We start from the raw sequence: 7,298 nt of genomic DNA, 5'->3' as shown, positions 1-7,298 counted from the left end.
TCTGTGATGATCCGGCCGGCGCCATTGCCGCGCTCGGCGCCTAGGGATTGTGTCGCGGCACTGCCAAATGCTCAAACACCGGCACGAGGCTGTCCGGAACGGGCCGGTAGCTGCCGATATCGGGTCGCGACAGTGCACAGGCATTGATCCACACTTCGGTTGTGATGCCGGTGCACTCCGGGTTGTAATCGAGCTTGAAGCCGCTGAGTGCCGAGACGTGCTGCATGAACAGTTTTCCGACCCGGCCGTTGCCTTCGCGGAACGGGTGCGCCTGGTTGATGTGGGCGAACACTTCGGCGGCCGCCTTCGCGAATTGCATCCGATCCAGCTGCGGCCATTCCGCGCCGCGTACGAGGCGTGAAACGTCGTCCAGGTAACGGCCGATTTCGTCGGGGTGAGCGAATTCAAGCGGTGGTTTGTAAATGCCCACGGTGCGATATTCTCCCGCCCACTCGTAGACGTTCTTGAACAGCGCGCGGTGGATCGCCCGCAGGTGCTCGGCGTCGTAGGTGCGGGGGATCACGATGGCGCCGCGCTCGATGAACGCCTGCTGCTTAGCGGTTTCCGCGTACTCCCGCCGCGACAGGTCGGCCCCGTCGCGCAAACCGTAGAGGTTGCGTAGGACGGGGCCGCCCGGTTCCCAAAAATATGAATCCCAGGAATCGAAGCGTGCGGTCATTAGCCAGCGGCAGCGAGGGCGTGAGCGCGCTCGACGGAGGCCGCCGCGCGGCGGTCGTACTCCGCCTCATCTATCGCGCCGCGCATCAGGTCGGTGAGGTTTTTGACATCCTCGCGGTTCGGCACCCAGCCCTCGTGCCAACTCGACGCGAGGGCGTTCACAACGATCTCACGGTCGGCTGCGCTGAGATTCGCAAACAGCTCGGGCCAGCGCGCCTCGACGTTGAACTTGGTAGCGGCCATAGGGTTCCCTCCTGGTCTCCTATTTACTCTACCGTTGGGGTTGAAACTCAAATATCGGACGAAACGAGACCGTTACCCCTGCGGTTTTGCGGGGTGTAATGGGACGAGACACAGACGTGGCTGGCAGATATTGCGCTCGACGCCTAGGGATTGTGTCGGAGGTTGCGGATAGGGTTTACGAGACATGTTCAACCTGTTTGCTCCCGAAGTTCCCTCGCATCTGGTCGACGGTCTCAACCCACCTCAGCGTGAGGCGGTCGAGTACCGAGGCGATGCGATGCTCATCATTGCCGGGGCCGGTTCTGGCAAGACTCGCGTGTTGACCCACCGCATCGCCGGTCTGATCGCCACCCGTGAGGCCTGGCCGAGCCAGATATTGGCGATCACCTTTACGAATAAGGCCGCCGCCGAGATGCGTGAGCGTATCGGCCAGCTCCTCGGCGAAGCGGTTGAGGGGATGTGGGTGTCAACCTTCCACTCGGCCTGCGTGCGCATCCTGCGCCGCGAAGCACCGCGATTTGGGTATCCGCAGGGGTTCACCATCTATGACGCCGCCGACTCGAAGGCGCTCATGAAACAGATCGTAAAAGCGCTCGAGGCTGAGTCGCTGGGCGTCACCCCGGCGGCCGCGCTGAACCGAATCTCGGGTCTGAAAAACGAACTCATCGACCCGGACGGTTTCGCGCGCAGCATCGACGGCAGCAACCCGCGCGATACGCTCATCCTCGAAATCTATCGCCGCTATCAGCGTGAATTGCAGCGTAATAAGGCGTTTGATTTTGACGACTTGATTAGCGAGACGGTGTGGATGTTCCGCAGCTTTCCCGAGGTTGCGGCCCTGTACCGACGCCGTTTCCGGCACGTGCTGGTGGATGAGTATCAAGACACGAACCATGCCCAGTACGCGCTCATCCGTGAACTCACGCGCCGCACCGAAGCCGAACACGTACCGGCCGATACTCGCATCGAGCTTGACTCCGACGGTTCGCTACCACCGGCATCGCTCACGGTTGTGGGTGACTCAGACCAGTCGATTTACGCATTCCGCGGCGCGGATATTCGCAATATCACCGAGTTCGAGCAAGACTTCCCCGGTGCCAGGGTGGTGTTGCTCGAACAGAACTATCGCTCAACACAGAACATTCTTGACGCGGCGAACGCGGTGATCGGCAACAACTTCGACCGGCGCGATAAAAACCTGTTCACCACCGCTGGAACTGGCGCAAAAATTGTTGGCTACACCGGTTTTTCGGCGCACGATGAGGCGCAGTTCATCGCCGACGAGATTCACAAGTTGCGTGATGAGGGGTATCGCTTCGGCGATATGGCGGTGTTCTATCGCACGAACGCACAGACCCGTGCGCTCGAAGAAATCTTGATCCGTTCGGCCGTGCCGTACAAGCTCATTGGCGGCACGAAGTTCTATGAGCGCGCCGAAGTGAAAGATATCGTGGCGTATCTGCTCACGATCGCCAACCCCGCCGATGAGCTCTCGGTGCGGCGCATTATTAACTCACCGAAACGATCGATCGGGCCCGCCACCGAGACCGCGATCTCGAACTTCGCGCAGGCACATGACATCACCTTCCGCGAGGCGATGAGCCGTGCCAGTGAGCTGGGGCTCGGGCCGAAGGTGACCCGAACGATTATCGAGCTCGCCGAGATTCTTGACCGGGCAGGGGCGGCTATCGACCCCGATCGACCGCAGGGGCCGATTCCGGTTTCGCAGCTGCTCGCGAACCTGCTGCGAGACATCGGCTATGTCGACAAGCTGCGTGCCACGGGAAACCCGCAGGATGAGGCGCGTGCCGAGAACGTCGAAGAACTTGTTGGCGTTGCGAAAGAGTTCGACAAACAGCATCCGGAAGGCACCCTCGTCGACTTTCTCACCGAGGTGGCGCTGGTGGCCGCAGCCGATGAGATCGACGATGAATCGGGTGTGGTGTCGCTCATGACCCTGCACACTGCGAAGGGGCTCGAGTTCGATGTGGTGTTCATCACCGGCATTGAAGAACAGCTGTTGCCACACCGGATGAGTGTCGACGAACCCGGTGGTCTTGCCGAAGAACGACGTCTGTTCTATGTGGGCATCACCCGTGCCCGCAAGTTGCTGCATCTGACGCTGGCGATGCAGCGCACCACTTTTGGTGAGTCGGCGCCATCGCTGCCGAGTCGTTTTTTGCAGGAGATTCCGGATGCGCTGGTTGATTGGCGTCAACCGCCGGGGATGCCGCAAAACCGACAGCTTGGCAGCAGCGGCTTCGGCGGGGGCGCAGTTCGGTCGCGCGGCCCAGAACGGCTACCCGCAGGCCGCGGGCTCAAGGGAACGTTCAAACCCACTCGCGAAAATCAGCGGTTCGCGAACCGAGTGACCGGGGCAGTGCGCGACAACTCGGCTCTCGAACTCGCAGCGGGTGACCGCGTGAAACACACCGACTTTGGTGAGGGCACGGTACGCGCAGTGCTCGGGGCGGGCCCCAAACGCCTCGCCGAAATCGACTTCGACGAGGCCGGGCGCAAAAAGTTGCTCGTTAAGATCGCGCCGCTTGAAAAGCTCTAGGCGTGTAGCCGTGCCGCAGATCACCACCAACCGACGCGGTGGTGGTTTGATTGATATGTCACGCAAATATGCAGATCGAGTGCGTATTCGCACGGGGAGCAGTAAGAGAGTAGGTCAGCATGCGGTCGGCGCGTGTGGGAGTAATTGGGCTCGGCTCAATCGGCGCGTTCGCGCTCTACGAACTGGTGAAACGCGGAGCCGATGTCGTCGGGTTTGAAGCGTTCGGCGTTGGTAATGACCTTTCGGCTGTGGGTGGTGAAACCCGCCTATTTCGCCGCCTCTATCGTGAGGGTGCGGCCTACCGCCAACTGATCGAGCGGTCGCTGCAGCTGTGGCAAGAGTCATCCCAGCGGCTTGCCGGCTCGTTTGTGCAGTGCGGGGCGCTCACGATTGTGCCCCGAGGGTCGATGTACGCCTACGACCTCGAAACCTACGCCGACCAGTTCGATGTGGCGTATGAGGCGCTCGACCCGGATGAGATTGCCGCACGATTTCCGCAATTTGCGCAGGCGCACGGCGATATCGGCTATTTCGATCCCGATGGCGGTTTTGTGCGCACCGACCTGGTGGTGCGGGATGCGGCCGACCGCGCCCTCGATCTTGGGGCGACGGTCATCGAAAATCCAGTGCGCCGTATCGAGCGGCACGGTGACGGGGTGGTGGTGCACACCGAATCGGGCGCTTGGCTGTTTAACCGCGTCATCGTTGCTGCCGGTGCTCGCACGGTGCAAATCTTGCCACAGCTCGCGACGGTCGCCAGCCCCGAGCTGCAGATCATGACCTGGTTCCAGGCCGATGACCCCGAACTTTTCCGTGCCGGCAGGATGCCCGTGTTCATCCGCGAGGGTGCCGGTTTTCACGCCTACGGCGCGCCCTCGCTCGACGGTTTGCACGTGAAAGTTTCGGGGCTCACCGAGCGACGCCCAGCCGAGTTCACCGGGCTCACCTACGACCAGTTCGTCACTCGTGACGATTTGCTCGCCTGTGAGGCCGGGATTCCGCGGGTGCTGAACGGGATGCATCCGCTGCCGGTACGCACCGCGATCTATCCCGAACTGTATGCGCACGATAAACGGTTCATCCTCGACTTTGTTGATAATGATCAGCGCATCTTTGCGGCCACCGCATTTTCGGGGAAGGGTTTCAAGATGGCGAATGCCATCGGTGAATATATTGCCCGGGTGTTCTTCGACGAGATCTCGCTTAACCCCGATTTTCAATTGGCTCGGTTCGATAACTAACCGCATTCAGATCGGTCATAGCTGCGAAAACGTAGGAGGTGCCGTGTCGCGCAGTCGGAACACGGGGATGGTTATTGCGGTGTTGACCGCGATTGCTTTTTCAGGGTCGGGCCCCTTCGCGAAACCGTTGATGCTCGCCGGTTGGTCACCAAACGCGGTGGTTGTGATGCGTTTGGCTGCGGCCGCGCTGGTGGTAATGCCGGTTGCGCTGTGGCAGACACGCATCGACTTGAGCGTGTGGTGGCGGCGTTGGCGCTGGATCATTGGCTACGGCGTGATCGCGTTGGCTGCGGCTCAGCTATTTTACTATTCGGCCGTGGCCAGAATGCCGGTGGGAATGGCATTGCTGATTCAGTATTTGTCGCCGGTTTTGATGCTGATGGCGGCGTGGGGGTACACGAAGTATCGGCCCGCTTCGCTTTCGTTGATCGGCTCGGTGCTGTCGGTGCTCGGGCTCGTGTTCGCCCTGGACGTTTTCGGTTCGGGGGAGGGGATCGACCCGATCGGGATCTTGTTTGCCACGCTGGCGATGCTCGCGGTGTGTGGCTACTACCTGATTGCGGCAGCTATTCCGGATGATTTGCCGCCGACCGCGCTCATCGGCGGTGGTTTGGTTGTGGCTGCTTTGGCCACCGGCACTGTCGGTGTTATCGGTTTGGCGCCGCTGAAATTCACTTTTGGCACGGTCGAGCTGTTTAACCAGCCGGCTCCGTGGTGGATACCGATGCTCGTGGTGGTGCTCGTCGGTACTGTCGGTGGCTATCTCGGTGGCGTGGCTGCGGCGAAGATTCTTGGCTCGCGGCTGGCTTCATTTTTCGGGATCCTTGAAGTGCTCGCGGCGATCGGTGTCTCGGCGATCTTGCTTGCTGAGCTGCCAACGTCCAGCCAGCTCATCGGTGCGGTGCTGGTTGTTGGTGGTGTGGTGTGTGTGCGTTTGGCCCCCGATACCGTCACCGTCGAGGCGCCGCTCGGCCCGGTTACCGCACCGATTACGCTGCCGCTCAATGACGAAGAGTTCGAGGTGTTGCGTGAGCTGGAAGAAGCGGAGCCAATTACCGCCAGCATCCCGGTTATTCGTGATGATTCGACACTCGCCGGCGGCGTCGATCAGTCGGTCGCGCCGACGCTGCCACAACCCACTATCGAGGGCGGGGATGCTCGAAAGTAACGCTTGTGGGCAGTCGCTCGGCAGCTGTGAAATGTATCCGAGCATAAAACTGACCGTAAGGTTGGGGGCGTTAGACTTCGAGACTGGATGCGTGCCGTCTCACCATGGTGCGAAACTTTGGTGCAGTGCCGCGCCTCTATCTGCTAGTTAGGGCTCGGACGGATAACCGCCCGAGGAGTCGATCGACGCGGCTCAGCCGCGGATGGGAAATCAACGTGGATCTTTTCGAGTACCAGGCGCGCGACCTGTTTGAAGCGCACGGCGTTCCGGTGCTGGCCGGTATTGTCGCCGACACCCCTGAAGCGGCAAAGGCTGCCGCTGAACAGCTGGGCGGGGTGACCGTCGTGAAAGCTCAGGTGAAAATGGGTGGCCGTGGTAAAGCCGGCGGGGTGAAGGTGGCGAAGAACCCCGATGAGGCATACGCTGCGGCACAGCAGATTCTTGGTCTCGACATTAAGGGGCACACTGTCGAGCGCGTGATGGTGGCGGCCGGCGCCAACATCGCCGAAGAATACTACTTCTCGGTGCTGCTCGACCGCGCCAATCGCAACTATCTGGCCATGTGCTCGGTTGAGGGCGGTATGGAAATCGAGCAGCTCGCTGCCGAGCGTCCCCAGGCGCTTGCTCGCGTCGCTGTCGACCCGATCGTGGGGATCGATGAGGCGAAGGCTCGTGAGATTGTGGCGCAGGCTGGTTTCGAGCCTGAGACGGCCGAAAAGGTGGTGCCCGTGCTGCAGAAGCTTTACGAGGTTTACCGTGACGAAGACGCAACCCTCGTCGAGGTGAACCCGCTCGTGCTCACCGCCGAGGGCGAGGTCATTGCGCTCGACGGTAAGGTCACGCTTGATGACAATGCCGAGTTTCGTCACCCCGACCACGAGTCGTTGCGTGTCGCCGCCGGCGGCCTCGACCCGCTCGAAGAAAAGGCGAAAGAACACGACCTCAACTACGTCAAACTCGACGGCCAGGTTGGTGTTATCGGTAACGGCGCCGGGCTAGTGATGTCGACCCTCGATGTTGTGGCTGGCGCTGGCGAGAAGCACGGTGGGATGAAACCCGCGAACTTCCTCGACATCGGTGGCGGTGCCTCGGCCGAGGTGATGGCTGCAGGGCTTGACGTCGTCCTCGGTGACGAGCAGGTCAAGAGCGTGTTTGTGAACGTCTTCGGTGGCATCACCGCCTGTGATGCCGTAGCCAACGGTATTGTCGGCGCACTCAAAACGCTCGGCGATGCGGCCTCCAAGCCGCTCGTGGTGCGCCTCGACGGCAACAACGTTGACGCCGGTCGTGCCATTCTCGACGAATTTAACCACCCGCTGGTCACCGTGGTCGCCACCATGGATGAGGCCGCCGATAAGGCCGCTGAGCTCGCAGCAGCCGCCGCCTAGCCCGAAGCTACCGATAAAGG

The 7,298-nt window shown here is 61.2% G+C and carries 6 protein-coding genes; 4 read left to right on the top strand and 2 right to left on the bottom strand.

The window, feature by feature from the left end; genetic code table 11:
- Nucleotides 1–40: 40 nt before the first annotated feature.
- Together RQ865_RS06670 and RQ865_RS06665 are read right to left on the bottom strand one after the other, a co-directional pair.
- Nucleotides 41–679: a Fic family protein gene (locus RQ865_RS06670; protein WP_311478358.1), complete on the bottom strand. Its 639-nt coding sequence runs from the start codon at nucleotides 677–679 to the stop codon at nucleotides 41–43.
- Nucleotides 679–921 (bottom strand): hypothetical protein, encoded by a 243-nt coding sequence (locus RQ865_RS06665; RefSeq protein ID WP_311478356.1) that lies wholly within the window; start codon nucleotides 919–921, stop codon nucleotides 679–681. Before RQ865_RS06665 ends, RQ865_RS06670 begins: the two co-directional genes overlap by 1 nt.
- Before the next feature lie 184 nt (nucleotides 922–1,105).
- Between RQ865_RS06665 and RQ865_RS06660 the strand changes: the two genes are divergently transcribed.
- The 4 genes from RQ865_RS06660 (at nucleotide 1,106) to sucC (ending at nucleotide 7,278) form a co-directional block, all read left to right on the top strand.
- Nucleotides 1,106–3,481 carry a UvrD-helicase domain-containing protein gene (locus RQ865_RS06660; protein ID WP_311478355.1) on the top strand — a complete coding sequence of 792 codons (2,376 nt, stop codon included), beginning with the start codon at nucleotides 1,106–1,108 and terminating at the stop codon, nucleotides 3,479–3,481.
- 119 nt (nucleotides 3,482–3,600) lie between these two features.
- Nucleotides 3,601–4,722 carry an FAD-dependent oxidoreductase gene (locus RQ865_RS06655; protein ID WP_311478354.1) on the top strand — a complete coding sequence of 374 codons (1,122 nt, stop codon included), beginning with the start codon at nucleotides 3,601–3,603 and terminating at the stop codon, nucleotides 4,720–4,722.
- Nucleotides 4,723–4,765: 43 nt separating this feature from the next.
- Complete coding sequence (locus tag RQ865_RS06650) at nucleotides 4,766–5,890, top strand: DMT family transporter (protein WP_311478352.1); 1,125 nt, start codon at nucleotides 4,766–4,768, stop codon at nucleotides 5,888–5,890.
- Nucleotides 5,891–6,105: 215 nt separating this feature from the next.
- Entirely contained in the window at nucleotides 6,106–7,278 is a 1,173-nt protein-coding gene (sucC, locus tag RQ865_RS06645) for an ADP-forming succinate--CoA ligase subunit beta (protein ID WP_311478350.1), read from the top strand.
- Nucleotides 7,279–7,298: the final 20 nt, after the last annotated feature.

This window comes from uncultured Gulosibacter sp. (genome assembly GCF_963509965.1).
Taxonomy (GTDB): domain Bacteria; phylum Actinomycetota; class Actinomycetes; order Actinomycetales; family Microbacteriaceae; genus Gulosibacter.
Note: the sequence above shows the minus strand (reverse complement) of the source record. Positions and strands in the feature narration are given on the sequence as shown.